Raw genomic sequence first — 22,181 nt, 5'->3', positions numbered from 1 at the left:
CGGCGTCATGAAATCGCTGATGCGGACGTTTTCAAAGAACAGGCACGACCAGGGAACAGCGATGGCAACCAAGGATTGGACCGGTACACCGCCCGAGGAATGGCGCGCGGTGGAAGCGTGGCACTGGATCAAGCTCAACCCGCACGTGCACCACGCCGGTTCCAAGCCGGTTCCCCTGCTCTGGCAGCCCGAGGACGGCGTCTGGACCAACGAGGGATTGTGGGACCAGGAACGCATCGAGGTTTCCGCCCAGGACATCCAGGGCCGTTACCTGGAGCCGCTCCGCTAAGAGCTTAGCGTAGGTTGCCGGCGGTCCTGACCGGCCGGCAGATGGCAGCGGACATGAAGAAGGCGCCGGCGGATCCCTCCGCCGGCGCCTTTTCCCGTCGCCCCGCCTGGTGCGCGGCCCGGATTACTCCAGGCGCTCACCATGGAGCACGATGTCGAGGCCTTCGCGCTCTTCCTCGGTGGTGACGCGCAGGCCGATCACCACGTCGATCACCTTCAGGATGATCCAGGTCGCGACCGCGGTGTAGATAAAGGTCGCCGCCACCGCGTAGAACTGGATCAGCAGTTGCGCCGCCGAGCCCGAGGTACCGTCCGGCAGCGCCGTGGTGGCCGAGAGCGGGCCGTAGGCGAAGACACCGGTCAGCAGGGCGCCCACGATGCCGCACAGCCCGTGCACGCCGAAGGCGTCGAGGCTGTCGTCGTAGCCACACCAGTGCTTCAGCGCGGTCGCGCCCCAGAAGCCGGTCAGGCCCGCCACCACGCCGATGATCAGGCCCGGCATCGGCAGCACGAAGCCCGAGGCCGGGGTGATGGCCACGAGGCCCGCCACCGCGCCCGAGATCGCGCCCAGCACCGACGGCTTGCCCTTGATGGCCCACTCGGCGAAGACCCAGGCCAGCGCCGCCGCGGCGGCCGCCACCTGCGTCACCAGCATGGCCATGCCCGCGCGCCCGCCGGCGCCCCCGGCCGAACCCGCGTTGAAGCCGAACCAGCCCACCCAGAGCAGCGAGGCGCCGATCACGGCCAGCCCGAGGTTGAAGGGCGACATGTTGTCGTGGCCCAGGCCCACGCGCTTGCCCAGCACCACCGCGCCGACCAGGCCCGCGACGCCGGCGTTGATGTGCACCACCGTGCCGCCGGCGAAATCCAGCGCGCCCAGCGCGAAGATCCAGCCATTGGGATGCCACACCCAGTGCGCGATCGGCGAATACACGATCAGCGACCAGAGGATCGTGAACACCACCAGCGCCGAGAACTTCATGCGGTCGGCCCAGGCGCCGGTGACCAGCGCCGGGGTGATGATCGCGAAGGTCATCTGGAACATCAGGAACACGGTTTCGGGGATGGTGAAGGCCACCGCCGCGTCGCCCGAGCCCAGCGTGAAGGGGCTGTTCCAGTTCTCGGCCACGTTGCTGAGCAGGAACTTCGACAGGTCGCCCACGTAGGCATTGCCCTCGCCGAAGGCCAGCGAGTAGCCCGCCACCATCCACACGATCGTCACGATCGCCGTGATGGCGAAGGACTGCATCATGGTCGCCAGCACGTTCTTCTTGCGCACCATGCCGGCGTAGAACAGCGCCAGGCCCGGCACCGTCATCATCAGCACCAGCGCGGTGCTGGTCAGCATCCAGGCCGTGTCGCCCGTGTCGGGCGTGGCGGGCGCCGCCGTCGGTGCCGGCGTGGCGTCCACCGCGCCGGGCGTCCCCTGCGCCAGCGCCGGCAGGGCCAGCATCAGCATCGGCAGCGCCGCGCAGCCAAGTGCTGCGGCGCGTCGCAGACGCGCCTTGGTCAACTCACTCATCTGTCCCCTCAAGGCCCCCTTCAGATCGCCGCGTCGTCGGTTTCACCGGTGCGGATGCGCATGGCGCGCTCAACATCCATCACGAAGATCTTGCCATCCCCGATCTTGCCGGTCCGGGCCGTGTTGGCGATCGCCTCGACGACCGCGTCCACTAGGTCGGCCGGCACCGCAACCTCGATCTTGAGCTTCGGCAGGAAGCTGACGTGGTACTCCGCGCCGCGATAGATCTCGGTCTGGCCTTTCTGCCGCCCGAAACCCTTGACCTCCGTCACCGTCAGCCCCTGCACTCCCAGCGGCGTCAGTGCCTCGCGCACCTCGTCCAGCTTGAAGGGCTTGATAATCGCCATGACCAGCTTCATGCGCCGCGGCCCCCTGTTCCTCCGCCGGGGCGGCAATGCGAAGCCCATGCCACGCCCGCGTGCATGGCCTGCGGCCTCTTCCACGTAACGGATTGTTCTCACCCCCTGCCCAAATCCTGTGCATTGCGGCAGGATAGGCGGCATGAGCAAGCGCATCGAGGTAGAGGTCTGCGTCGTCGGCGCGGGCCCGGTGGGGGCCACGCTGGCGGCGACGCTGGCGGCGGCGGGGATCGAGACGGCGGTGGTGGACACGGCGCCCCTGCCGCCAATGGAGATGCCGGAATTCGACGGCCGCGCCTACGCCATCGCCGCGACGTCGCGCAACCTGCTGGTGGCGGCGGGCGTGTGGGACCGGCTGCCGGACTTCCCTTGCCCGATCCGCGAGATCCGCGTCAGCGACGGCCGCCCGGGTGAGCCGCCCTCGCCGCTGCACCTCCACTTCTCGGCCGATGAGCTGGGCGAGGAAGCCTTCGGCTGGATGGTGGAAGCCCGCTCGCTGCGCGTGGCGCTGAACGCCGCGCTGCCGAGCCTGCCGCACCTGCAGGTCTTTGCCCCGGCCCGCCCGGCGGTGGAGCGCGCGCCTGAGGGCGCCACCGTGACGCTGGAGGACGGCACGGCCATCGCCGCGCGGCTGGTGGTGGGCGCGGAAGGCCGCCGCTCCCCGCTGCGCGAGGCGGCCGGCATCGGCACCACGCGGTTCGACTACGGCCAGACCGGCATGGTGATGGCGGTGGCCCATGCGCGGCCGCACCGGGGCGTGGCGCTGGAACACTTCCTGCCCAACGGTCCCTTCGCGCAGCTGCCGCTGGCCGGCACGGCGCAGCATCCCCATGCCTCGGCCATCGTGTGGTCCGACCGCACCGCGCTGGCGCAGCGCTTCCTCGCCATGGACGACGCGGCCCTGTCGCGGGAGGTCGCGCGTCGCCTGGGCCCGCAGCTGGGCGCGGTGCAGGTGATCGGCCGCCGCTGGTCCTATCCCCTCAGCGCCCTGCAGGCGCAGCGCTTCACCGACACCCGCCTCGCCCTGGTGGGCGACGCGGCGCACGGCATCCACCCCATCGCCGGCCAGGGGCTGAACCTCGGCTTCCGCGACGTGGCGGCGCTGGCGCAGTGCGTGATCGAGGCCTGCCACGCCGGCACCGACCCCGGTGGCCCGGAGGCACTGGCCCGGTATCAGGCGGCCAGGCGCCCCGACGCGCTGCTGATGCTGGGCGCCACCCACGCGCTGGAGCGCCTCTTCGGCAATGACCTGCCCCCCGTGCGCATCGCCCGGCGGCTGGGCATCGCGGCGGTGCACCGGGTTCCGTCGCTCAAGCGCTTCTTCGCCCGCCGCGCGATGGGCTTCGGCGGCGGCGCCCTGTCCGGGCTGCTGGAAGGACGCGGACTGCTTCCCGCCGGGTAAGTGGCGACTCCCCGTTGAGCGAAGAAGTCTGTATTCATACATAAGACTTCTTCGGGGAGAGAACCATGCAGTCCAGCATTGGCGGCCACCAGGAACGCAGCGGGGTTCGCTGGCGGATCTTCGCGATCATCGGCCTCCTCACGGTGATCAACCTCGCCGACCGGACGACGCTCTCGGTGGGCATGCCGACCCTGGCGCGCGAGCTCGACCTCTCGCCCACCATGCAGGGGCTGATCCTCAGCTCCTTCTTCTGGACCTACGCGCTGCTCCAGGTGCCCGGCGGCTACCTGATCGACCGGCTGGGGCCGAGCCGCGTGATCACCGCCTCCACCCTGCTGTGGGGCGTGTTCCAGACCGCGGCCGCCTTCGCCACCGGCGGGCTGTCGCTGCTGCTCACCCGGCTGGGGCTGGGCGCGGCCGAGGCGCCGCTGTTTCCGGCGGGCGGCAAGCTGAACGCGCTGTGGCTCTCAGGACGCGAGCGCGGGCGTGGGGCGGTGCTGATGGACAGCGGCTCCTACCTCGGCGCGGGCCTGGGCGGCGGCGCCATCGCCTGGCTGATCTTCACCTTTGATTCCTGGCGCATCGCCTTCGCCGTCGCCGGGCTGGTGACCATCGGTGCCGGCCTGCTGGCCTGGTGGTACCTCCATGACGACCCGGCGCGTCACCCTTCGGTCAGCGCCGCCGAGCTCGAGCATATCCGCGCGCCCGTTCCCGGGATCGCCAGCGCGGTGCCGCCCGGCACGCCGATCGACCCGCGCGCGGTGGCGCCGGTGATGGCCGGCCGCTTCGGCTGGGCCATGATGAACTTCGGCCTGATCACCTGGGGACCGAGCTACCTGGCCCAGGCCCGCGGCTTCGACCTGAAGCAGATGGGCGGCGCCATGGTGGTGATCTTCCTGTGCGGCTTCCTGGGCTCGCTCGCGGCGGGCTTCGGCGCCGACGCGCTGCAGCGGCGCGGGCTGTCGCGTACCGTGGTGCTGAAGTCGATGCTGGGCCTTTCGGGCCTGGGCGTGCTCTCGGCTTTCCTGCTGCTGCCGACCATCGCCGATCCGGTGGCCGCGGTGGCGCTGCTGTCGTGCACCACCTTCCTGCTCTGCTTCGGCAGCCTGTACTGGAGCTTCCCCGCCCTGCTGGCGCCGGCCGATCGCATCGGCGTGGTGGGCGGGTTGATGAACATGGCGGGCAGCGTCGGCGGCATCGCGGTGCCGATCGTGGTGGGCGCCATCATTCAGGCCACCGGCAGCTACACCACCGCACTGCACTTCTTCGCGGGCTGCGCCGCGCTCTACGTGGCCGGCACGCTGCTGGTGCCCCTGGCGCGCGGCGACGTGCAGGCCCGGGCCGCCCGCGCGGTGCGGGCATGAGCGCCGCCTCCGGCAGCGGCAGCGGAACCCCGCCGCTCTACGACGGCCCCGTGGTGGATGCCCACCACCACGTCTGGGACCCGCGCAACAACCGCTACCCCTGGCTACGGCCCGAGGTGTCGATCCCGTTCCGCTACGGCGACTACAGCTCGATCAAGCGCCCCTACCTGCCCGACGACTACCGCCGCGACGCCGCCGAACAGAACATCCGCGCCACGGTCTACATGGAAGCGGAATGGGACCCGGAGGACCCGATCGGCGAAACCCGCTTCGTCACCGCGCTGGCCGAGGAGCACGGGCTGCCCGACGCCATGGTGGCACAGGCCTGGCTGCACCACCCGGACGTCGCGGCCGTGCTGGCGGCGCAGGCCCGCTTCCCGCTGGTGCGCAGCGTCCGCCACAAGCCGGGCGGCGCTTCCTCGCCCGATGCCGCCGCGGCAGGCGAGCGCACGCTGATGTCGGATGATCGCTGGCAACAGGGCTACGCGCTGCTGGAAGCGCACGGGCTGCACTTCGACCTGCAAACGCCGTGGTGGAACCTCCACGAGGCCGAACATCTGGCGCGCGACTTCCCCCGCACGCGCATCATCCTCAACCACACCGGCCTGCCGGCGGACCGCTCCGAGCCCGCGCTGCGTGCCTGGCACCGGGCGATGAGCGCGCTCGCCGAACACGCCAACGTCGCGGTGAAGATGTCCGGCCTCGGCCGCCCCGACCATCCCTGGACGCCCGAGGACAACCGCTGGATCGTGCGCGAAACCGTGGCGATGTTCGGGCCCCAGCGCGCCATGTTCGCCAGCAACTTCCCGGTGGACGGGCTTTGCGCCACGCTGCCCACCATCTTCAACGGCTTCCGCGCGATCGTGGAGGACCTGCCGGCGGAGGATCAGCACCAGCTCTTCCACCGCACGGCCGAGGCGATCTACCGGCTCGACCCGGTCTAGGGGTGTTCGCGAACAGCCCGGCTCATCGCGGGCACTCCCGCGCGGCAAGCGCCAGCCCGCCGGTTCCGCGGCGCCCGGCCGGAAAGCCCAGGCGGTCTTCGCGAGGCATCCGGAAAGGCCGGCATTTTGCCCACCCTGTTCCCGTTCACGCGCTGAGAAGCGTGCTCGATGCCGATTGCGTGGTGCTGGCGGACATGTAGTTCTGCAGCGCCTTCTGCACCAGCGCGGCCAGGGCGTCGGACATGCTGCCGCCATCGGTCGAGGAAGACAGCAGGCTCGACGCGCTGGTGTCGTCATCCTCGCTTGCCGCGGTTCCGTCCGGCGCTCCACCAGGAGGCGGTCCACCAGGGGGGGGTCCACCGGGCGGAGGGCCGCCGGCCCCGCGCGGCCCGCCCGCGCCCTGCGTGCCACCGGCAGCCTGGAACTCGCTGGCGCTCAGGCTGCCGTCGCCATCCGTGTCGAGGCTGGCGAACAGGTCGTCCGACGCGCTGCTGCTGCCGGAGGTTGTTGAGGCTTCCTGCCCGGACAGGAGGGCGGACATGGAATCCGAGGAAAAGCCCCCTTGCGGCGGTGGTCCCGGCGGCCGTCCTCCGGAGCGTCCTGCCTCGAGTTCCGCCGAGGTGACGCTGCCATCGTCGTCGGTGTCGAGCGAGGCAAAAACTTCCGCGGCGCGGTTCGTGGCGGTCGTGCTCCCGGCAGAGCTTGCCGGGGAGGTGTCGGATGTACCGGGGGCCATGGACTCGAATTCATCCAGGCTGAGGTCGCCGCTGCTGTCCTGATCAGCGCGGGAGAACATCTTCTCCCGCATCTGTTTCATCTGCTCCAGCGCCTGCGCGCTGGAGGAGGATGAAACCTGCATGGTGTTATCCTTCATGGAAGACGACGTGCCGGACCGTGCCCGGCGCGGCCCCGCACGGGCGGGGCAGGATCACCCACGCGAAAACCGGGCCATGCCCGAGTTCCGCGAAAACCGGGCCCCGTCCTGGTCCAGCCGGCCGAGACGCCGCCTCGCCCGAAGCCCGGACCGGATCTGTCCCCTACACCCGGCGGGAAGAATGCACGGGCGGCAACCGCGCGCCGACCGGCCCGTCGTCAACGCACTTCAGGAGGTCTCAGCGACGCCGGCAGGTCGACGTTGTAGTACTTCTTGTAGATCTCGTTGAGCTTGCCGTTCTGCAGGTTCGCCAGGATCCACTCGTTGAGCTTTGCGACGAGCCGGGCCTCGCCTTTGCGCACGCCGATCGCGATGTCGAAATTGTCCAGCACGAACTTTGGCGCGAAGTTCAGCGCCGGGTTCTTCTGCGCCACGGTGTTCACCAGCGCCACGGAGGAGGCCATCAGCAGCGCCTGCCCGCTGGCCGCCGCCGTCACCAGCGTCGCGTCATCGTCGTAGCGGCTCACGGTGAAGCCGTTGGCGGAGGCGAGGCCGGACAGCTTCGTGTCCTGTGTGGTGCCGCGGGTCACGGCAACCGTCATGCCCTTCAGCGCCTCGAGGCTGTTCACGGTGGTGCTGCCAGGACCGGCCACCACGGACTGCAGGATCGTGTAGGCGCGGCTGAAATCGATGGTCCTGGCCCGCTCCGGCGTGACCGACAGGGTCGAGATGATGATGTCGGCCTTGCCGGTCAGGATATTGGGGATCCGGGTCGCGCCGATCGTGGGGATAAGCTCGTATTGCAGCCCCCAGTCCTTGGCCAGGAGCTGTCCGGTTTCCACGTCGGAGCCGCTGGGGCGCATCTGCGCGTCCAGCAGCCCGGCGGGCGGGATCGCCACGTCGGTCGAGATCCTGATCCTGCCGCTCTTGGTGATGTCGTCGAGCTGATCCGCCCTGGCGGGTGACGAAATCCCCAGGCCGACCAGGCCGGCCGAGACCGTCAGGCCGCCCAAGAGGGTTCGCCTCGTGACCAATGCCGTCATGCTTGTTTCCTCCGTTTGTTTTCTTGGGCGTCGTGAACTCTGCCTGGCACGGCCGACGCGGAACCGTGGTTGCGGCGGCTCAGCCGCTGCGCTGGTTGGTCATGCGGTCGTAGACCTTGAACAGCGCCTGGTTGCCGTTGCTGCCTTCGCCGTGCGCCTTGGCGTCCAGGTACTGCGCCGACACCAGCGCGAGGCCCGGCAGCGGCACCGCCAGCGACGTCGCCAGCTCCCCCACCAGGCGCAGGTCCTTGAGCTGCAGGTCGATGCGGAAGCCGGCGTCGGTGTCGCCCGCGATCATGGCGGGGCCCAGGCGGTCGAGCATCCAGCTCGCGGCCGAGCCGCCGAGCAGCACCTCGCGCATCTGCTCGAGGTTCACGCCCGAGGCGCGCGCGAGGGCCAGCGCCTCGCACACGGACTGGATGTTGATGCCGACCATGAGCTGGTTGCACAGCTTCACCGTCTGCCCCGCGCCGCTGTCGCCGACGTGGTTGATGGTGGTGCCCATCGCGGCCAGCACCGGCCTGGCGCGCGCGAAGGCGCCGGCCTCGCCGCCCGCCATGATCGTCAGCGTGCCGCTCTTGGCGCCCTGCGGCCCGCCGGAGACGGGCGCGTCGATCAGGTCGATCCCCTCCGCCGCCAGCGTCGCGCTTAAGCTGCGCACGGCCTGCGGCGAGATCGTGCTCATGTCGACGATCAGCCTGCCCGCCGGCGGGTTGGCGCGCAGCCCACCTTCGCCCAGGATCACGCCCTCCACGTCCGGCGTGTCCGGCAGCATGGTGACCACCACCGCCGCCCCGCTGGCGGCCTCGGCGATGCTGCGCGCCGCGCGGGCGCCCGAGGCCACGGCCTCCTCGACGGCGGCCGGCACCACGTCGAAGGCCTGAATGGTGTGTCCGGCCTTCACGAGGTTGCGCACCATCTCCCGGCCCATGGTGCCCAGGCCGATGAAGCCGACGACCACGCCGCTCATGCTTCGGATTCCATGGCGTGCAGCTTCTCCACCCGCCGCACGAAATCCTCGCTGCGGTCGAACTCGGCCGCCATGAAGGTCGCCACCAGGTCGCGGGCGAGCCAGGGGCCGACGATCTGCGCGCCGATGCACATGACGTTGACGTCGTCGTGCTCCACGGCCTGATGCGCGGAATGCACGTCGTGGCACACGGCGGCGCGGATGCCGCGGATCTTGTTGGCGGCGATGGCGGCGCCGACACCGGTGCCGCAGACCATCAGGCCGCGCGACCCGCCCTGGCGCACCGCGCCGCACACGGCCTTGGCGACGTCGGGGAAATCCACCGGCGCCGGGTCGTGGCTGCCCATGTCCTGCACCTCGTGTCCGAGGCTGCGCAGGTGTTCCGCCAGCTCCACCTTCAGGTGGTAGCCGGCATGATCGCTGCCGATGATGATGTTCATGCTTTCGCGTCCTGTTGGCTGTGTTGGCCGGAGCGGCCGCGACGGCGGTAGTCGTCGCCGATCGCGAAGTGTTCGCGCAGCACCTCGTCGGCGCGGCGTGGATCGCCGGCGGCGAGGGCGTCGAAGATCAGGCGGTGGTGGCTGATCAGGTAGGCCCGGCCGTCCTCGACCTCCGTCATGGTTTCCCGGCGGTGCCGGTGGGAGCGGAGGAGCAGCGGCGTGATCGCGGCGTAGAGCGTGCCCAGCGTGTCCGACGCCGCCGCGTCGACGATGGCCTGGTGGAAGCGGTGATCGGCCAGCCCGCCCGCATCCGGGTCGGCGATGGTGGCGACGACGTCCTCCAGGGCGGCGCGGAGCCGGTCGAAATCGGCCAGGGTCGCGCGGGCGCAGGCCAGGCGGATGGCCTGGCACTCGATGGCGATGCGGGCCTGCATCACGTCCTCGACCAGCGCGCCGTGCTGCGAGGCGGCAAAGGCGAAGAAGTCGCCCAGGATGGAAGCGTCGGGCCGGCGCACCACGGTGCCGGCACCCTGCCGGATCTCCACCACGCCCAGCATCGCCAGCGCCCGCAGCGCTTCCCGCAGGGTGGGGCGGCTGACGCCCACCCGCAGGCAGAGCTCCCGCTCACCCAGCAGCCGCTCGCCCGGGCTGATGGCGCCGCTGAGCAGCTGTTCGCGCAGGAACAGGAAGACCTTGTCGAACCCGCCCTGCTCGGAGGCCTCAGGCCTCGTGATCGCCATTGCTGCCCTATTGGTCTGTTCGTGGTCTGACCAGTAAGGATCGTAACGGTGCCGTGTCAAGCCTACCCTGCCCCGGGGCTAACCTCGGGTGACCCGGGCCCCGACAAGGATTGGCGCCGGGCCGCCCCCGGCCCGCTGTCAGGCGCCGGCGCTCGACAGCGGCGCTGCCACATCCTCCAGCGAACGGCGCTCGGCCGCGAAGCCCAGCCGCCATTCCGTCGCGGCGGCGATCAGCATCAGCAAGGCGCCCAGCATGTAGCCCCACATGATGTTCTCGCGCGCCCCGCCCTCGATCAGTGCGCCGAACAGCGCCGGCCCCGCGACGCCGCCGATGCCGGTGCCGATGGCGTAGAACACCGCGATGCCCATGGCGCGCATCTCCAGCGGGAAGCTTTCGCCCACCGTCAGGTAGGCGGCCGAGGCCGCGGCGGAGGCGAAGAAGAAGATCACCGTCCAGGCCGCCGTCTGCCCCACCGCCGACATCCACCCTTGCGCGAAGGCGTAGCCGGTGGCGGCCATCAGCAGGCCCGCCAGCGCGTAGGTCGCGGTGATCATCACCCGCCGCCCGATGCTGTCGAAGAGATGCCCCAGCACGAGCGGCCCCAGCAGGTTGCCCAGCGCGAAGGGCAGCATGAACCAGCCGATATCGCCCGATGGAATGCCGTAGAAGCGCGTCAGCACCAGCGCGTAGGTGAAGAAGATCGCGTTGTAGCAGAAGGCCTGGCAGGCCATCAGCACCAGCGCCAGCACGGAGCGCCGCGGGTAGGTGCGGAACATGGTGGTGGCCGCCTCGCGGATCGTGGTGTGGCCTCGCCGGTTCAACCGGATCGGCCGCCCCTCGACCGGCGGCAGCGGCCCGCGGTCGGCCTCCACCCGCGCCTCGATGTCGCGGACGATGCGCTCGGCCTCCTCGGGCCGACCGTGCGTCATCAGCCAGCGCGGGCTTTCCGGGATCCATTGCCGCAGCAGCAGCACGATCGCCGAGAGAGCGCCGCCGATGCAGAAGGCCATGCGCCAGCCGAGCTCCGGGTCGATCACCGCCGGGTCGAGCAGCACCACAGCCCCCAGCGCGCCGAAGGCCGCCCCCGCCCAGAAGGTGCCGTTCACCGAAAGGTCGGTGACGCCCCGCCGGCGCGCCGGGATCAGCTCCTGGATGGTGGAGTTCACCGCCGCGTACTCGCCGCCGATGCCGGCGCCGGTGAGGAAGCGGAACAGGGCGAAGCTCCAGAAATCCCAGCTCAGCCCGGTGGCGATGGTCGCCACCAGGTAAACCAGCAGGGTCACGGTAAACAGCTTCTTGCGCCCCAGGCTGTCGGTCAGCCGGCCGAAGAACAGCGCCCCGAACACGGCGCCCAGCAGGTAGGCCGAGGCGGTCAGCCCCACCTGGGTTTCCGTCAGCCGCAGCCGCGGGCTGTCGTGGATGGCGCCCGCCAGCGAGCCCACCAGCGTCACCTCCAGCCCGTCGAGGATCCAAGTGATGCCGAGCGCCACCACCACCAGCCAGTGGAAGCGCGACCAGGGCAGGCGGTCGAGCCGCGCCGGGACGTCGGTCTCGAAGGCGGTCCCGCCCGTTGCGATGTCAGGCCGTGTTCCGGCCGCGTTCGGCTCCCTCAACTCCCAGCTCCTCCCGGCCCGTCGCCTCGCGGGTCATTGTCATGAACCGTTACCCGGGATGGAAGGCATGAGGCCCGCAAAGGTTCCCCTCGCCCACGCGGGCGGCTAGAGCCGAAGGAACCGCCCCCCTCTTTCGACGCAGGTTGTTCGCGTGATCACGTCCCCCTTCTGGCTGCCTGCGACCCTGGGTGCCGCCGCCTTCCAGTCCTGGCGCACGGCCCTGCAGCAGCGGCTGCGCGGCTCCATGTCGGTCAACGCGGCGGGGCTGGTGCGCTACCTTTACGGCGCCCCCACCGCCGCCGTGCTGCTTGCCATCCTGTTGCTGGTGGAAGGCCGCGGCGTGCCGCTGCCGGAGGAGCTGGGCTGGTTCTTCGTCTGGGCGCTGCTCGGCGGCATCACGCAGATCCTGGGCACCAACCTGCTGATCCTGTCCTTCGGCTACCGCAACTTCGTGGTCGGCACCGCCTACAGCAAGACCGATGCCATGCAGGGCTCGGTCCTGGGGCTGCTGTTCCTGGGCGAGGCGCTGCGCCCGCTGGCCTGGGCCGGCGTGGCGGTCAGCCTGGTCGGCGTGCTGGTGCTGTCGCTGACCGGCAAGTCCACCGGCCTCGGCGGGTTGCTGCGGGCGATCGGGCAACCGGCGGCGCTGTGCGGCCTGGGCGCCGGGCTGGGCTTTGCCGCCACCGGCATGTTCACCAAGCTCACCGCCGCGACCCTGCCCGCCGACACCGACGCGCTGCGCCGCGCCCTGACGACGCTGGTGGCGATGAACCTCCTCCAGTCGGTCATGCAGGGCGCCTGGATGCTGTGGCGGGAGCCCGCGCAGCTGCGCGCCGTGTTCACCGGCTGGCGCGTGGCGCTGCCGGTGGGCGTGCTCTCGGCCATGGGGTCGGCCTGCTGGTTCACCGGCTTCGTGCTGGCGCCGCTGGGACTGGTGCGGGCGGTGGGGCAGGTCGAGATCCTGCTCACCATGACGCTGGGCCGCTTCTACCTGCGCGAAAGCTTCACGGCGGCCGAGGTCGGGGGAGCCGTGACCGTGGTGGCGGGCGTGCTGCTGGTGCTGCTCGGCGCCTGAGCCCAGAACCAGGCACCGGAGGCAGGGGTCCCGCCCCGACACGAGGAGGACCGTGCACGTGGGCGGGGCGACGCCGGTTCCACCCCGCCAGAACCCACGCGGCGGGTGACGTTCAGCCCCGGCCCGCTGCGCCGACCCAGAAGCCCGGATCGGTGATCCGCCCGAAAAGCCGGGCCGGAAGCCCGACCCGAGCGTCCGAACTGGCGATCCAGACCGGAAGCCAGACGCGGCGGCGCGAACCGGCCGCGCCGCCGCGCCGCCCCCTCAGCCCGCGGCGGGCTCGGGCTCGTCGGGCAGGAAGTTGGCGAAGCGGCGGGAATCCTCCTCGCTCAGCGACATGCCGAGCCAGCCGAGGCCCGGGTGCAGCAGCCCGAGCTGCAGCCTCTCGTTCTCGCCGCGCGCCAGCAGCCAGCGCATGCCCGGATGCGTGCGCGCCGGCGTGCCGCCGCTGGCGCTGACACCCTCATGCGGCGGCAACATGGTGGCGCGCAGGTCGATCAGGTGCTGCAGCAGCGAGTCCAGCTGCTGCGTCGACAGCCGCAGGCTCCAGCTGCCCGTCTGCCCTTCCGGCGCTTCGGACGGCGTCAGCTCGATGCCCGCGCGGTCTTCCGTGACCGAAACCTTCAACCCAGACATTCCGTCTCCTTTACAACCCGTGAGCGTGCTTCGTGCCGTTCCGGCCGCAGGCTGAACGGGCCGGACCTTCCTGCGCTGCACCGCCCCAGGGATTTTCCACAGGGTCCATCCCCCACGGCGCCGAGGGAGGCAAATCCTGCCGTACCCGGCAGGATGCGCCGGCCCGTCAGAACAGTTCCTCGCACCCCGCTGCCACGAACCGTGCCTCGGCCGCCCGCATCAGCGCGAGATAGTTGTCCAGTTCGGCCGGGGCGAACAGACCTCCGCCGCCCCGCCCCTCGCCGCCCAGGTCCGCCAAGCGGAGTGGCGGATGCTCCCGCCGCAGCTGCTCCACCACGCCGCGCTGCCGCAGCCGCTCGTTGTCCAGACCGTAGCAGCGCTGTGCCAGCACGCCGTCCGCGAGGGCTTCCGCGGCACCCGCCGGGGCGGCCGCCAGCGCCGCGAGGAGGCCGGCCAGCGGCAGAAGAAGGAAGCGCGCCATCGCGTGCAAACTCCGGGTGCGGAAAACCGGAACAGGACCGCGCCCCGTTCCGGAAGGCACGCCACGCTGCCTCGCGCGGCGCCCTCGGACGCTCCGGTCGCAAGCCCTGTGCCAGCCCGTATCTCCGTCGGGGGCGGTCAAAACTGCCGCCCCGGCCCGATCCCCCGCCTGCCGCCGCACCCGACGAGGGGGATATCGGGGTCGGCCACGGGTGCATCGCGGGACCGGAAGGTCCATATGCCGCCCCGAACCTGCCGTGCCTTCCGGCCAACCGGACCTTATCTGCCCGTGCCCGACGACCTTCCGCTCCGTAGCCTGCCGCCCCACGACCCTTCAGCCGGCACGTCCCGCCGTCTCCCAGGCGACATGCCCCACGGCCTCGCGGCCGACACGCCCCGCGGCCTCGCGGCCGACACGCCCCGCGGCCTCGCGGCCGACACGTCCCGCGGCCTCGCGGCCGACGAACCCCTTGCCCTCTACGTGCACTGGCCCTTCTGCGCCTCGAAGTGCCCTTACTGCGACTTCAACAGCCACGTCCGCGACCGCGTGGACGCCGCGCGCTTCGGCCGGGCCCTGCGCACGGAGCTGGCGGCAGAAGCGGCCAGGGCCAATTCGGGCGCCAATTCGGGGGCCAACGCGGGCACGGGCGGGCGCCGCCGTCTCGCCTCGGTGTTCTTCGGCGGCGGCACGCCCTCGCTGATGCCGCCCGAGGTGGTGGCGGGCCTCATCGCCGATACCAGGGCGCTGTTCGAGGCCGACCCCGACATCGAGATCACGCTGGAAGCCAACCCCACCTCGGTGGAGGCCGCGAAGCTGCGTGCCTTCCGCGAGGCCGGGGTGAACCGCCTGTCGCTGGGCGTGCAGTCGCTCGACGACGCGGCGCTGCGCTTCCTGGGGCGCCACCACTCGGCCGCCGAGGCGCGGGCGGCGCTGGAACACGCCCGCGCCACCTTTCCGCGCCTGAGCTTCGACCTGATCTACGCCCGGCCCGAACAGGACGAGGCCTCCTGGCGGGCCGAGCTGCGCCAGGCGCTGTCGCTGGCCGCCGACCACCTGTCGCTCTACCAGCTCACGATCGAGCCGGGCACGCGCTTCGCCACCGAGCACGCCCGCGGCGCCTTCCGCCTGCCCGACGAGGAACCGGCCGCCCGCATGTACCTGGCCACCGCCGAGGAAGCGGCGCGCCACGGCCTCCTGCCCTACGAGGTGTCGAACTACGCGGTGCCCGGCGCCGAAAGCCGGCACAACCTCGCCTACTGGCGCTACGGCGACTACCTCGGCATCGGCGCCGGGGCGCATCAGCGGCTGACGGTGGCGGGGCAGTTGCTGGCCGCCCGCCGGCACCGCGCCCCGGAAGCCTGGCTCGACCTCGTGGAACAACAGAACCATGCCCGGACCAGTGAGGAAGCGCTGGAGCCGCGGGAGCGGGCGCGCGAAGCCCTGCTGATGGGCCTGCGCCTGCGCGAAGGCGTCGATCCCGCGCGGCTCAGCCAACGCGCCGCGATGCCCTTCAGCGAGATGGTGGAAGCGCCGATCCTGGAGGCCTGCCTGGAAGAGGACTACCTGCGCTGGATGCCGGACGGGCGTCTGGTCGCCACCGACGAGGGCCGCCTGCGCCTCGACGCCCTGCTGCCTGCCCTGCTGCGCTGAGGACCGCCCGGGCGGCGAACGGCCCCCACGCCCGCCGCGACCCTCCCCGCGAAATTTTGCGCCCCCGCCGGGAATAGATCGGCGCCGGCCGGCGTCACACCTTCACGACCGCTTCCCCGCGCGCATCGTCGGGGCAAGCCCGGAGAGTGAGGTGGCGCATGGCCGCGATCGACGACGAGGAACTCCGCGCCCTGCTGCCGCAGCTTCGGCGCTTCGCGCTGCACCTGACGCGCGAGCCGGCGGCGGCGGACGACCTCGTCCAGGCCGGGCTGGAACGCGCCCTGTCGCGCTGGTCGAGCCGGCGCGGCGAAGGCACCCTCCGCGCCTGGCTCTTCACCATCCTGTACCGGCAGTTCCTGAACGAGCAGCGGCGCTCCCGCCGTTTCGCGCGGCTGCTCGCCTTCTTCACCGGCGCGGAAAAGGACGATCCGGAACAGGACACCGTGTCGCCGGAACACGTGGCGCTGGCGCGCTCCGGCCTGGAAGCGCTCGATCGGCTTCCAGTGGAGCAGCGCGCCCTGCTGCTGCTGGTGAGCGTCGAGGGCCTGAGCTACCGCGAGGCCGCCGAGGCGCTCGGCGTTCCGATCGGCACCGTGATGTCCCGCCTGTCGCGTGCCCGCACCGCCCTGCACCGCGCCGTCGAGGGTGAAACCGCCAACCCCGCGCTGCCCACCTCCGCGCTAAAGGTCGTGTCATGACCAGCTCCATGATCCCCGACGAAGCCCGGCTGCACCGCTACGTCGACGGCCAGCTCGACCCGGTCGAGCGGCAGGAGGTCGAGAGCTTTCTCGCCCGCTCCCCGGATTGGGCCGCCAGGGTCGCGGGCTGGAAGCGCGACGCCGAGAGCCTTCGCTGCGGCGCGCCCCGGCTGCCGCACAACCCCGCCCTGGAGCCTGCTGCGATACGCCGCCGGCTGCGCGCACGCGGGCGGCAGCGCCTGGCGGTGGCGGCGATGCTGCTGCTCACCGCCGGCCTCGGCGGCACCGCGGGCTGGACGATGCGCGACCGCTCCTTCGCCGCCGCCAACCCGCCCATGGCCGACGCGGTGCAGGCCTACCGCGTCTTCGCGGCCTCACGCTCCAACGCCGTGGAGGTGAGCACCACCGCGGGTGACGGGATGCAGTCCTGGCTCGCCAGCAATCTCGGCCGCGGCGGGGTGGCGCTGCCCGACCTGTCGGGCTTCGGCCTGCGCCTCGTGGGCGGGCGGCTGCTGGCGACCGAGGACGGGCCGGCGGCGATGGTGCTCTTCGAGGACGGGCAGGCCCGGCGCGTCGCCTATTACGTGCGCCCCGGTGCGCCCTTCGACACCGATGCCATGGCGGAGCGCCGCGACGGCGGGCTGCTGGCCCGCTATTGGTCGCATGGCGGCCGCCGCTACGCCGTGGTCGCGCCGGCCGACGACGCGCAGGCGGCGGAGATCGCCCGCATCCTGCGCGCCACGAGCTGACGCGCGGTGCCTTCGATTTTTCTCCGCACCCGCCCGGAATAAACGCGCCGCGCCAGGCCTCTCACATCGGTTCCGCAAGCAGCGGCACCTGATCGGAGGATGGATGCGCAGCACACGAGAACCCCGGCGCCGGACGGGCCTGTTGCCGGGCGCCGCACTTCTCGGCGGCCTGCTTCTCGGCGCCGGTACCGTGCGGGCGGCCGATCCGCCCGCGCCGGCGGAAGCGGCCTTCCTGCACGAAAACGCTGAGGCCATGGACCGCATGATGGCCGGCATGGAGGTGCCGCCGAGCGGCAGCGTCGACCGCGACTTCGTGGCGATGATGACCGCGCACCACCAGGGCGCCATCGACATGGCGCAGGCGCAGCTGCGCCACGGCGGCAACGAGCAGCTCCGTCGCATCGCGCAGGAAATCATCGTCGAGCAGCAGCAGGAAATTGCGGCGATGCAGCTGGCGCTCGGCCAGTCGCCGCCGCCCTCCGCCCCGGCGCCCGATCAGCGGGCCGACCTCGCGACGCACCACCACGACCATCCCTGAACTCGAACCACACCGGAACGCAGTCCCGACATGACCCGTACGCTTCGCCTCGCCGCCCTGCTCGCTTCCGTGGCGCTGCCCGCCTTCGCAGGCCAGGCCCCCGCCGGCTCGGACGCGCCCGACATTCCCGTCAGCCACCATGACCGCGTCTACGCGGCCGAGCAGTTCTCCAACACGCTCTCGGTGATCGATCCTGCCGACAACCGCCTGCTCGGCGTGCTGCGCCTGGGCGATCCCGCACCGGGCAACCTCAGCCCGCTCTACCGCGGTCAGCTCCTGGTGCACGGCATGGGCTTCTCGCCCGACCACCGCACCCTGGCGGTGGTGTCGATCGGCTCCAACTCCGTCAGCTTCATCGACACCGCCACCAACGCGGTGAAGCACGTCACCTATGTCGGCCGTTCCCCGCACGAGGCCTTCTTCACGCCCGACGGCAAGGAAATCTGGGTCACGGTGCGCGGCGAGAACTACGTCTCGGTGATCGACGCCAGCACCTTCGAGGAGAAGACCCGCATCACCGTGCCGGCGGGCCCCGGCATGACGATCTTCTCGCCCGACGGGCAGTACGGTTACGTGTGTTCCTCCTTCAACCCGGAAACCGTGGTGATCAGCACCGCCGACCACGGGATCGTCGGCCGCGTGAAGCAGGACAGCCCCTTCTGCCCCAACATCGCCGCCAATCCCGACGGCAGCCAGGTCTGGCTGACGCTGAAGGATACCGGCCGCGTGATGGTGTTCAACGCGAAGCCGCCCTTCAACGTCCTGCATTCGATGGAAACGGGGCCGATCACCAACCACGTCAACATCGTCCGCAACGCCCATGGCAGCTTCGCCTACATCACCGTGGGCGGCCGCAACGAGGTGCAGGTCTACCGCACCGACGACTTCTCGCGCGTCGCGACGATCCCGGTCGGCGCGCTGCCGCACGGGCTGTGGCCCTCGGGCGACGGCACGCGCGTCTATGTCGGGCTGGAGAACGCCGATGCCATGGTGGCGATCGACACGCTCACCAACACGGTTATCGGCAGCGTGCCGATCGGGCAGGCGCCGCAGGCCGTCGCCTACGTGCCCGACGCGGTGCCGGACGGCGACGGCATGCAGGACCTGCAGCCGCTGGGCGTCGCGGGGCAGGCAGCGCATCTGAGCCTCGCGTCCACGGGCAGTTCCACGGGCAGCCCCATGGGCAGCCCCATGGGCAGCCCCATGGGCAGCCACGTCGCGGCCAAGAACAGCACCCCGGCCCCGACCAGCGTGACGCTGTTCGACCAGGGGCTGATCCAGGTGCTGCAGGCGTCCGTCACCGGGCTCGAACCCAAGAAGCCCTACGTGCTGGCGATCGCCAGCAAGGCGGATGGCAGCGGCACGCTGGAGCCGCTGTCGAGCTTCACCACCAACCCGGCGGGCTCGGCCATCGTGAACGCGCTGGGCCCGATCCGCCAGGTCGTGCAGGGCCAGGCCCATGAGGAGCGCCGCTACCTCGTGGTGGCGCCGGGCACGGGCGCGGAACACGGCGCGCCCGTGCAGGTGCAGGCCCACTGAGCCGCCGCGCCGCCGCGTCACCCGGCGCGGCGGCGCTTCTTCCGATCAGGCGGCCCGCATCCGCCGCGCCAGGTTCTCGCCGATCATCACGCAGGTGAAGTGCAGGTTGGCGCGGCAGTCCGTCGGCATGATCGAGGCATCCGCCACGCGCAAGCCCTCGACACCGCGCACCCGCAGGTCCGGGTCCACCACGCCGCGCGGGTCCTCGTGCGCGGTCATGCGGCAGGTGCCGGCGGCGTGCTGGATGTCGCCCGCCTGTTCCAGCATGATCCGGTCGAGTTCCGCATCCGGCAGCGCCGCGGCCGCCTCCATGCTCAGCCCGGTATCGCCGAAGGTGATGCGCTCGCAGATGTCGCGGATCGCGGGCTCCGCCACCAGCCGCGCCAGCCGCCGCACGCCGTCGCGCATCCGCTCCCGGTCGCGCGGATCATCGAGCATGTTTTCCTCCACCACCGGGTTCGCGTCCGGATCGGCGGAGGTGAGTTCGAGGAACCCGCGCGAAAAAGCGTCGTAGACCGACACGCCGATCGCGCCCTCTGCGCCCGGCTCCGGCCCGACCGAGCCGCGATGGTTGTAGGCGATCATGATCATGTCGCGCTCGCCGCCGCCGGCGAGATGGCTGCTGTAGGTCAGGCAGCAGTTGGTGTGCCGCGCATCCGCCCCCTGCGCCCGGTGCTCGGGCTTCAGCGCCAGCGTGGCGCGCAGGATCGGGTGGTCCATCAGGTGCCGTCCGACATGCGGCTGGTCCACCAGCACAGGGATGCCCAGCCGTTCCAGCTGCGCCGCCGGGCCGATGCCAGAGCGCATGAGGATCGCCGGGCTGTGGATCGCGCCCGAACACAGCACGACCTCGCGCGCAGAAATCTCGGTCCAGCCCTCGCCCTCGAAGCGCACGCGGACGCCCGTGGCGCGGGTGCCGTCGAACAGCACGCGGTCCACCGTGGCGCCGCCGCGGATCACGAGGTTCGGGCGGTCACGCGCGGGTTCCAAGTAGCCGTCGTTGGTGGTGACGCGCAAACCGTCGCGCAGGTTGATCGGGTTGGTGGAAATCCCCTCGCCGTCCGGCGCGTTCAGGTCCGCCTTCCAGCGATAGCCCTGTTCCAGCGCCGCGTCGCGCATCGCCCGGTCCACCGCGCCCCAGCGCTCGGGCGGCATGCGGAACACCGGCAGCGGCCCGCCCTGCCGGATACCGGGCGCGGTACCGGTTTCCGCATCGTCCTCAATCTTGTCGAACAACGGCAGCACATCGGCCGCCGACCAGCCCTCGCAGCCCGCCTCGGCCCAGCTGTCGAAGGCGGCCGGCACGCCGCGGATGGCGATCTGCGCGTTCACGGTGGAGGAGCCGCCCAGCGCCCGGCCGCGCCAGTAGAACTTCGGCTCCTGCGCCTTGGTCCGGCGCGTCATCAGCCCGGGCCACTGCCATTCGGCCTGGTGCTTCGGGTCGTGCATGAAGGGAATGATGTTGGCCGAGCGCAGCGCGTGCGGGGCATCCGCGGCGCGCCAGTCGCGCCCGGCCTCCAGCAGCAGCACGCGGCGGTTCGCGTCCTCGCTCAGCCGCGCGGCCAGCGGGGCGCCGGCGGAACCGGCCCCCACCACGATCACGTCGAACATGCGGCTCAATCCTTCTCGATGTTCCAGAACAAGGGGATCGCCGAGGCGATCACGCCGTGCAGCGAGGCGCGGTAGGCGGCCGGCTGCGCGAACTGCCCGAAGGGGATCCCCAGGCCCTGCTCGTAAACGATGCTCTGTATCTGCCCGGCCACCTCGCGCTGCGCGTCGCGCGTGGGCGCGCGGGCGAAGCGGTCGAACAGTGGCACCAGACGCTGGTCGCACATGAAGCCCGCCGTGTTGGCCTGGGTGCAGTTGAAGTTGATCACCGAATTGGTCAGCGGCGAGCTCAGGTCGAGGCCCAGCGCGTGGACGCCGTACACGCTCCACCCCGTGCGGCTGGTGCGACGCTGCAGCAGCGTCGCCCAGTCCATCACCTGCGCGTCGACGTTGAAGCCCGCGCGCTTCAACCGGTCCGCCAGGATCTGCGAGGCCACGCGCGGCGCTTCCAGGTCGTTGGCTATCATCACCACCACCGGCGTGCCGTCGTAATGCGCCGCCTGCAGCGCCGCCTTCGCCTTCTCGATGGAAGGGTCGTGCAGCAGCTCCGTGCCGACATGCGTCTCGTACGGGGAGCCGCAGATGAAGAAGGCGTCGCAGTTCTGCCCGTACCGCTTATCGAGCCCGAGGCCCGCTAGCACCTCCCGCTGGTCCACCAGCTGCAGCAGCACGCGCCGGATCGCCGGATCGTCGAAGGGCTTGGCCGCGGTGTTGATGCGGTAATGGCCGGTGAACATGTGCGGCCCGGTGAAGTCGATGATCTTCAGGTTGCTGTCCGCGCCCAGCACCGGCAGCAGGTCGAAGGGCGCGTACTGCATGTAGTCGATCTCACCCTGCTGCAGGGCCGAGGCCGCGGTGGCGCCATCGGGCACCACCCGGATGTCGAGGGCATCCACCTTCGCGGCGTGGCTACCGGCCAGGAAATCCGGCGGCTCGCTCCGTGCCACGTAGTCCGGGTTGCGCCGCAGCAGCATGTGGTCGCCGGGCCGGTGATCCGCCTTGCTGTAGATGAAGGGGCCGGAGCCCACGATCTCCGTCAGCTGCGTGGTGCCGGGTGTGGCGGCCAGGCGCGCCGGCATGATGAAGGGCGCCGGGCTCGAGGTCGTGCCCAGCGTGTCCAGCACCAGCCCGTAGGGTTCCTTCAGCACCAGCCGGAAACCGCGTTCGCCCGTGGGTTCCAGCGAGGCCGCGACCGCCATCAGCCGCCCGCCCAGTGCCGAGCGCGTGGCCCAGCGGCGCAGCGAGGCCACCACGTCCGCCCCCGTCACCGGCGCGCCGTCGTGGAAGCGCAGGCCCTCGCGCAGCGTGAAGTCCCAGGTGAGGCGGTCGTCCGAAACCTTCCAGTCGCCCACCATCTGCGGCCGGAACTCGCCCTTGCTGTCGGGCGCGAACAGCGTGTCGAACACCGCGTAGCCGAAGGTGCGCGTGATGTAGGCACCGGTGAAGTACGGGTCGAGCGTGACGACCTCGGCTTCCAGCACCGCCGTCAGGGTCTTGGCGCGCGCCTCACCCGAGGGCAGCAGCGAGGGCGCCACGAGGGCCGCCGCCGCCAGAAGGGTCCATCGCCACCGTCGCGTTGCCATACCGTCACCCACCGTCCAGAAACGGTGGAGCAGCTTGCAAGAGCGGTGCCAGCGACGGCAGGCC

General features: G+C 71.2%; 22 protein-coding genes. 10 read left to right on the top strand and 12 right to left on the bottom strand.

The window, feature by feature from the left end:
- Positions 1–61 precede the first annotated feature (61 nt).
- A complete protein-coding gene (locus ACFFGY_RS08680) occupies positions 62–289 on the top strand; it encodes a hypothetical protein (protein WP_377044079.1) in 228 nt (75 codons plus the stop codon).
- A gap of 123 nt (positions 290–412) precedes the next feature.
- Here the strand turns inward: ACFFGY_RS08680 and ACFFGY_RS08675 are convergent, their stop codons facing one another.
- The gene (locus ACFFGY_RS08675) at positions 413–1,810 is read right to left on the bottom strand and encodes an ammonium transporter (protein WP_377044078.1); all 1,398 of its coding nucleotides are present in this window, start codon (positions 1,808–1,810) and stop codon (positions 413–415) included.
- 20 nt (positions 1,811–1,830) lie between these two features.
- Complete coding sequence (locus ACFFGY_RS08670) at positions 1,831–2,169, bottom strand: P-II family nitrogen regulator (RefSeq protein WP_377044077.1); 339 nt, start codon at positions 2,167–2,169, stop codon at positions 1,831–1,833.
- Positions 2,170–2,311: 142 nt separating this feature from the next.
- Between ACFFGY_RS08670 and ACFFGY_RS08665 the strand changes: the two genes are divergently transcribed.
- From ACFFGY_RS08665 to ACFFGY_RS08655, 3 genes are all read left to right on the top strand, one after another.
- Positions 2,312–3,571 carry a UbiH/UbiF/VisC/COQ6 family ubiquinone biosynthesis hydroxylase gene (locus ACFFGY_RS08665; RefSeq protein WP_377044076.1) on the top strand — a complete coding sequence of 420 codons (1,260 nt, stop codon included), beginning with the start codon at positions 2,312–2,314 and terminating at the stop codon, positions 3,569–3,571.
- Between the two features lie 65 nt (positions 3,572–3,636).
- Complete coding sequence (locus tag ACFFGY_RS08660; RefSeq protein WP_377044075.1) at positions 3,637–4,935, top strand: MFS transporter; 1,299 nt, start codon at positions 3,637–3,639, stop codon at positions 4,933–4,935.
- Positions 4,932–5,879 carry an amidohydrolase family protein gene (locus tag ACFFGY_RS08655; protein ID WP_377044074.1) on the top strand — a complete coding sequence of 316 codons (948 nt, stop codon included), beginning with the start codon at positions 4,932–4,934 and terminating at the stop codon, positions 5,877–5,879. Before ACFFGY_RS08660 ends, ACFFGY_RS08655 begins: the two co-directional genes overlap by 4 nt.
- Positions 5,880–6,024: 145 nt before the next feature.
- Here ACFFGY_RS08655 and ACFFGY_RS08650 read toward each other — a convergent pair whose 3' ends face one another.
- From ACFFGY_RS08650 to ACFFGY_RS08625, 6 genes are all read right to left on the bottom strand, one after another.
- Positions 6,025–6,738: an EF-hand domain-containing protein gene (locus ACFFGY_RS08650; RefSeq protein WP_377044073.1), complete on the bottom strand. Its 714-nt coding sequence runs from the start codon at positions 6,736–6,738 to the stop codon at positions 6,025–6,027.
- A gap of 233 nt (positions 6,739–6,971) precedes the next feature.
- On the bottom strand, positions 6,972–7,796 hold the full coding sequence (locus tag ACFFGY_RS08645; RefSeq protein ID WP_377044072.1) for a transporter substrate-binding domain-containing protein: 825 nt from the start codon (positions 7,794–7,796) through the stop codon (positions 6,972–6,974).
- Positions 7,797–7,875: 79 nt separating this feature from the next.
- Positions 7,876–8,766 carry an NAD(P)-dependent oxidoreductase gene (locus tag ACFFGY_RS08640; RefSeq protein ID WP_377044071.1) on the bottom strand — a complete coding sequence of 297 codons (891 nt, stop codon included), beginning with the start codon at positions 8,764–8,766 and terminating at the stop codon, positions 7,876–7,878.
- Positions 8,763–9,206 (bottom strand): ribose 5-phosphate isomerase B, encoded by a 444-nt coding sequence (gene rpiB, locus ACFFGY_RS08635; protein ID WP_377044070.1) that lies wholly within the window; start codon positions 9,204–9,206, stop codon positions 8,763–8,765. Before rpiB ends, ACFFGY_RS08640 begins: the two co-directional genes overlap by 4 nt.
- The gene (locus tag ACFFGY_RS08630; RefSeq protein ID WP_377044069.1) at positions 9,203–9,946 is read right to left on the bottom strand and encodes a FadR/GntR family transcriptional regulator; all 744 of its coding nucleotides are present in this window, start codon (positions 9,944–9,946) and stop codon (positions 9,203–9,205) included. The genes rpiB and ACFFGY_RS08630 overlap by 4 nt, the downstream gene beginning before the upstream one ends.
- A gap of 138 nt (positions 9,947–10,084) precedes the next feature.
- Positions 10,085–11,560: an MFS transporter gene (locus ACFFGY_RS08625; RefSeq protein WP_377044068.1), complete on the bottom strand. Its 1,476-nt coding sequence runs from the start codon at positions 11,558–11,560 to the stop codon at positions 10,085–10,087.
- A gap of 151 nt (positions 11,561–11,711) precedes the next feature.
- Here ACFFGY_RS08625 and ACFFGY_RS08620 point away from each other — a divergent pair, with 151 nt between their 5' ends.
- A complete protein-coding gene (locus tag ACFFGY_RS08620; protein ID WP_377044067.1) occupies positions 11,712–12,635 on the top strand; it encodes an EamA family transporter in 924 nt (307 codons plus the stop codon).
- A gap of 264 nt (positions 12,636–12,899) precedes the next feature.
- Here the strand turns inward: ACFFGY_RS08620 and ACFFGY_RS08615 are convergent, their stop codons facing one another.
- Together ACFFGY_RS08615 and ACFFGY_RS08610 are read right to left on the bottom strand one after the other, a co-directional pair.
- Complete coding sequence (locus tag ACFFGY_RS08615; RefSeq protein ID WP_377044066.1) at positions 12,900–13,271, bottom strand: hypothetical protein; 372 nt, start codon at positions 13,269–13,271, stop codon at positions 12,900–12,902.
- Positions 13,272–13,437: 166 nt separating this feature from the next.
- The gene (locus tag ACFFGY_RS08610) at positions 13,438–13,752 is read right to left on the bottom strand and encodes a hypothetical protein (RefSeq protein ID WP_377044065.1); all 315 of its coding nucleotides are present in this window, start codon (positions 13,750–13,752) and stop codon (positions 13,438–13,440) included.
- A gap of 366 nt (positions 13,753–14,118) precedes the next feature.
- On the opposite strand from ACFFGY_RS08610, the gene hemW reads away from it, so the two are divergent.
- The 5 genes from hemW (at position 14,119) to ACFFGY_RS08585 (ending at position 18,926) form a co-directional block, all read left to right on the top strand.
- A complete protein-coding gene (gene hemW / locus ACFFGY_RS08605) occupies positions 14,119–15,402 on the top strand; it encodes a radical SAM family heme chaperone HemW (RefSeq protein WP_377044064.1) in 1,284 nt (427 codons plus the stop codon).
- A gap of 158 nt (positions 15,403–15,560) precedes the next feature.
- On the top strand, positions 15,561–16,100 hold the full coding sequence (locus tag ACFFGY_RS08600; protein WP_377044063.1) for an RNA polymerase sigma factor: 540 nt from the start codon (positions 15,561–15,563) through the stop codon (positions 16,098–16,100).
- Complete coding sequence (locus ACFFGY_RS08595) at positions 16,097–16,849, top strand: anti-sigma factor family protein (RefSeq protein ID WP_377044062.1); 753 nt, start codon at positions 16,097–16,099, stop codon at positions 16,847–16,849. Before ACFFGY_RS08600 ends, ACFFGY_RS08595 begins: the two co-directional genes overlap by 4 nt.
- A gap of 103 nt (positions 16,850–16,952) precedes the next feature.
- The gene (locus ACFFGY_RS08590) at positions 16,953–17,387 is read left to right on the top strand and encodes a DUF305 domain-containing protein (RefSeq protein WP_377044061.1); all 435 of its coding nucleotides are present in this window, start codon (positions 16,953–16,955) and stop codon (positions 17,385–17,387) included.
- Positions 17,388–17,417: 30 nt separating this feature from the next.
- A complete protein-coding gene (locus tag ACFFGY_RS08585; protein WP_377044060.1) occupies positions 17,418–18,926 on the top strand; it encodes a YncE family protein in 1,509 nt (502 codons plus the stop codon).
- A 45-nt stretch (positions 18,927–18,971) separates the two neighbouring features.
- On the opposite strand, the gene ACFFGY_RS08580 is transcribed toward ACFFGY_RS08585, so the two are convergent.
- Together ACFFGY_RS08580 and ACFFGY_RS08575 are read right to left on the bottom strand one after the other, a co-directional pair.
- The gene (locus tag ACFFGY_RS08580; protein ID WP_377044059.1) at positions 18,972–20,537 is read right to left on the bottom strand and encodes a GMC family oxidoreductase; all 1,566 of its coding nucleotides are present in this window, start codon (positions 20,535–20,537) and stop codon (positions 18,972–18,974) included.
- A gap of 5 nt (positions 20,538–20,542) precedes the next feature.
- Positions 20,543–22,117 carry an ABC transporter substrate-binding protein gene (locus ACFFGY_RS08575; protein ID WP_377044058.1) on the bottom strand — a complete coding sequence of 525 codons (1,575 nt, stop codon included), beginning with the start codon at positions 22,115–22,117 and terminating at the stop codon, positions 20,543–20,545.
- Between the last annotated feature and the right edge of the window lie 64 nt (positions 22,118–22,181).

The organism is Roseomonas elaeocarpi, from assembly GCF_042433915.1.
GTDB lineage: Bacteria > Pseudomonadota > Alphaproteobacteria > Acetobacterales > Acetobacteraceae > Roseomonas > Roseomonas elaeocarpi.
The sequence above is the reverse complement of the archived record's forward strand: the minus strand, read 5'-3'. Positions and strand labels throughout refer to the sequence as shown.

Coding starts and splice junctions, on each gene's coding strand:
- ACFFGY_RS08680 (WP_377044079.1), top strand. CDS start 62: ATGGCAACCAAGGATTGGACCGGTACACCGCCCGAGGAATGGCGCGCG.
- ACFFGY_RS08675 (WP_377044078.1), bottom strand. CDS start 1,810: ATGAGTGAGTTGACCAAGGCGCGTCTGCGACGCGCCGCAGCACTTGGC.
- ACFFGY_RS08670 (WP_377044077.1), bottom strand. CDS start 2,169: ATGAAGCTGGTCATGGCGATTATCAAGCCCTTCAAGCTGGACGAGGTG.
- ACFFGY_RS08665 (WP_377044076.1), top strand. CDS start 2,312: ATGAGCAAGCGCATCGAGGTAGAGGTCTGCGTCGTCGGCGCGGGCCCG.
- ACFFGY_RS08660 (WP_377044075.1), top strand. CDS start 3,637: ATGCAGTCCAGCATTGGCGGCCACCAGGAACGCAGCGGGGTTCGCTGG.
- ACFFGY_RS08655 (WP_377044074.1), top strand. CDS start 4,932: ATGAGCGCCGCCTCCGGCAGCGGCAGCGGAACCCCGCCGCTCTACGAC.
- ACFFGY_RS08650 (WP_377044073.1), bottom strand. CDS start 6,738: ATGCAGGTTTCATCCTCCTCCAGCGCGCAGGCGCTGGAGCAGATGAAA.
- ACFFGY_RS08645 (WP_377044072.1), bottom strand. CDS start 7,796: ATGACGGCATTGGTCACGAGGCGAACCCTCTTGGGCGGCCTGACGGTC.
- ACFFGY_RS08640 (WP_377044071.1), bottom strand. CDS start 8,766: ATGAGCGGCGTGGTCGTCGGCTTCATCGGCCTGGGCACCATGGGCCGG.
- rpiB (WP_377044070.1), bottom strand. CDS start 9,206: ATGAACATCATCATCGGCAGCGATCATGCCGGCTACCACCTGAAGGTG.
- ACFFGY_RS08630 (WP_377044069.1), bottom strand. CDS start 9,946: ATGGCGATCACGAGGCCTGAGGCCTCCGAGCAGGGCGGGTTCGACAAG.
- ACFFGY_RS08615 (WP_377044066.1), bottom strand. CDS start 13,271: ATGTCTGGGTTGAAGGTTTCGGTCACGGAAGACCGCGCGGGCATCGAG.
- ACFFGY_RS08610 (WP_377044065.1), bottom strand. CDS start 13,752: ATGGCGCGCTTCCTTCTTCTGCCGCTGGCCGGCCTCCTCGCGGCGCTG.
- hemW (WP_377044064.1), top strand. CDS start 14,119: ATGCCCCACGGCCTCGCGGCCGACACGCCCCGCGGCCTCGCGGCCGAC.
- ACFFGY_RS08600 (WP_377044063.1), top strand. CDS start 15,561: ATGGCCGCGATCGACGACGAGGAACTCCGCGCCCTGCTGCCGCAGCTT.
- ACFFGY_RS08595 (WP_377044062.1), top strand. CDS start 16,097: ATGACCAGCTCCATGATCCCCGACGAAGCCCGGCTGCACCGCTACGTC.
- ACFFGY_RS08590 (WP_377044061.1), top strand. CDS start 16,953: ATGCGCAGCACACGAGAACCCCGGCGCCGGACGGGCCTGTTGCCGGGC.
- ACFFGY_RS08585 (WP_377044060.1), top strand. CDS start 17,418: ATGACCCGTACGCTTCGCCTCGCCGCCCTGCTCGCTTCCGTGGCGCTG.
- ACFFGY_RS08580 (WP_377044059.1), bottom strand. CDS start 20,537: ATGTTCGACGTGATCGTGGTGGGGGCCGGTTCCGCCGGCGCCCCGCTG.
- ACFFGY_RS08575 (WP_377044058.1), bottom strand. CDS start 22,117: ATGGCAACGCGACGGTGGCGATGGACCCTTCTGGCGGCGGCGGCCCTC.